This is a genomic window from Halorubrum sp. SP9 (assembly GCF_005435015.1).
Lineage (GTDB): Archaea > Halobacteriota > Halobacteria > Halobacteriales > Haloferacaceae > Halorubrum > Halorubrum sodomense.
The window spans coordinates 1-783 of the sequence record NZ_SGXU01000138.1; the positions used below are offsets into that span (position 1 = coordinate 1).

The following is a 783-nucleotide window of genomic DNA, read 5'->3' on the forward strand; positions in this document are numbered from 1 at the left end:
GCACCGGCACCACGAGCTACGACGACTGGGCCATCGCGGGCACCGACATCGGCACAGACGAGGTGTTCCACTGGAACCTCGAGGTGAACTACACGTTCAACCCCGAGGCGAACCCGGACGCCGTCTACGAGCTGTGCCGCGTCGTCGACGAGCACAACGACACCGTCAACGAGGGCGAGGCGCAGTTCAACGACTTCGAGTCGACCTCCGACATGCTCGGCTCCGCCCGCGAGAACATCCCGGTCCACCGCGGCGCCGTCCAGTACTACCGGGACAACGACGCCTGGGACGACAGCCTGACCGAAGGCGAAAGCCCCTAATCGGTCGGTAACCGGGCTTTCCTCTCCGTTCGCCGCGGTGTACCGATCAGTAATTTAAAATCATCGAATACGTAACCGACAACTCAGACACCAACTATGACACTATCACTCACGTCCGGGCGACCGACCAGCCGCTCTGCGGTACAGCCGCGCCAATGAGTACGGAAACGGCCTCGACGGACTCCGAGTCCGGACTCCTTCGGGGACTCGACCTCACCGTCACGGGGGCGGCGCTGCTGTTCTGGGCCGGCGTCCTCTACTGGGCGCAGACGCAGGCGATCTCGCAGGTGCGGTTCGCGACCGCGTTCGTCGGCGGCATCCTGACCGTGTACGCGCTCAACGAGACGCGGCTCGCCATCTCGGACGGCGACTGGATCGACGGCGCCGTGCTGATCCCCGCGTCGCTCGCGCTGATGACCGCGTCGGCGTTCTTCGCGAGCTGGTGCTGGGTGACCGTCTTCCC

Annotated in this window: 1 protein-coding gene and 1 pseudogene; both read left to right on the plus strand. The window is 65.1% G+C overall.

Annotated features, from left to right (window positions below):
* The coding region (locus EXE45_RS16865; protein WP_241989513.1) for a TAXI family TRAP transporter solute-binding subunit at positions 1 to 320 on the plus strand (320 nt) is incomplete at its 5' end.
* Positions 321 to 475: 155 nt separating this feature from the next.
* A pseudogene (locus EXE45_RS21450) lies at positions 476 to 783 on the plus strand (C4-dicarboxylate ABC transporter permease); the annotation flags it as partial.